At 31.5% G+C, this 1756-nt stretch carries 2 protein-coding genes; both read left to right on the top strand.

Annotated features, from left to right (window positions below):
- Positions 1 to 263: 263 nt before the first annotated feature.
- Positions 264 to 647 carry a collagen-binding domain-containing protein gene (locus tag CW357_RS17965; RefSeq protein WP_119417434.1) on the top strand — a complete coding sequence of 128 codons (384 nt, stop codon included), beginning with the start codon at positions 264 to 266 and terminating at the stop codon, positions 645 to 647.
- A gap of 14 nt (positions 648 to 661) precedes the next feature.
- A complete protein-coding gene (locus CW357_RS17960) occupies positions 662 to 1159 on the top strand; it encodes a collagen-binding domain-containing protein (RefSeq protein ID WP_369973829.1) in 498 nt (165 codons plus the stop codon).
- Positions 1160 to 1756 lie beyond the last annotated feature (597 nt).

The following is a 1756-nucleotide window of genomic DNA, read 5'->3' as shown; positions in this document are numbered from 1 at the left end:
CAAGGGATTGGAATTATGAAATTAACTCAATAATAATGTTGATGAAAATACGTTAGGTATCGCTCAAAACTTCCGCATATTTGAAAATAAATCAGAAATTGCATCTAATACAAATGGGAATGTTGCTGTTAAAGAGCTGACTGGAATGAATGCCGACTTTGGTACCAACCAACATGGTGATTTGAATAGCGCAGATAATTAAAAAACAGACATTACATATATTCAATCTATTAAAGACAGAGTAAACTTTACTAGTTCATCAGGTGTTCAGGATCGCGAAATTAGTAGTAGGTAAAGATGTTAATCTAAGTGTCGTAAACAACGGAAATGATGTAGCCATTAATGGAACGAAATTAAATCATATCAAACAAGTTTATCAAGATACTGATACAACATATATCAATTTTGAAGAAGAATTTTCCCAGTTGGCTGCAACTTCAAAATCCTTGGCAAATAAAACAAAGGATGACAAAACAGTTGTTCTTGATAAATTAGGATCAAGCTATACTTTAGATTTATCTATGTTTGAAGTTAAAGATAATACGATAATATTAAATATTGACCCAGAAGATTTAATAGACTCATCAGGCAACCTAATTATTAAAGGGCTAAAAAAGGAACAAATGTTATACTCAATGTTGATTTAAAAGCCAAAAAAGAATTGAATGTACAAAAGAAAATTAATTTGAGTTATGTAAATCCTGATGGTATAACATCGAATCGAAATAACTATGAAGCAGTTGATTTCAGCGATGCTAATCTTTTGTGGAACTTTAATGATTCTACTTCAGCGAATGGATTTACAGGATTGATTAATCTTCAAAAAGCATGGCAAGGAACAATTCTAGCAACAGGAGCTACATTAAAAGATACCTCTAATATTGATGGTTCTATAATTGTTAATGAGTTTTTAGGTGCTGGAGAAACACACTGTTGGGATTACCAAGAAACAACTGATCCAGGAAACGATGAAGAAACACCTCAGAAATCAAATGGTAGCACAACAGATTCAGGGACTAGTAACAATAAATCATCAAATAATTATGATTCAAAATCAAAAATGGATAAAGTAATTTTTAAGTTGGATGCTGGTAGCACTCAAAATGCTTTACCTCAAACTGGGGAAGACAACTCATCATCAGTTACTTTAGCTGTATAGGAACTTTACTTGCGGCAGTGGTGGCATTCTTAACTGCAATTCGCAAAAGAAAAACGGCAAAGTAGAACTTAAAAAATTGCAAAACCATAATGTAATAAATAAAATGACGCTGTGACAAAAGAGTTTTAGCTAATGAAAAATCCGAACAATAGTGAAATTACCTTTAAATCCTCACTTTTGTTGGATTTTCTTTTTTATTATCTCCTTGTCAAAAATCGTTTGCTCCTACATTGTTTCGCTTACTCCGTTGTAGAAATTTCTTTTGCATACGTGCTGTTGGAACTTTTTGTGAGTTTAATAATTGTGGAGGTAGTCAAAACTACTTGATTGGAAACTTATTCAGAAGATGGTATGAAGGAGAAATGAAAGAAGACCTAAGCTAAAACTCTTTTAAGCAGTAAGCTGGCTTGAATACTAAAATATAGCAACTCTTTTTATAATTCAGGCCAGAAATCTATTAATATTAAAATTTCTAAAAGAAGTGTTGACTTCAGGTGGAATGCATGTTAAGATATTTAAGTCGCTGAAACAAGACGGTAACAAAATAACTTGAATAAAAAAGTTGTTGACATCGTAAATAAGATTTGATATAATAAT

The sequence above is a fragment of the Rummeliibacillus sp. TYF005 genome (genome assembly GCF_003844195.1).
Taxonomy (GTDB): Bacteria; Bacillota; Bacilli; order Bacillales_A; family Planococcaceae; genus Rummeliibacillus.
The sequence above is the reverse complement of the archived record's forward strand: the minus strand, read 5'-3'. Positions and strand labels throughout refer to the sequence as shown.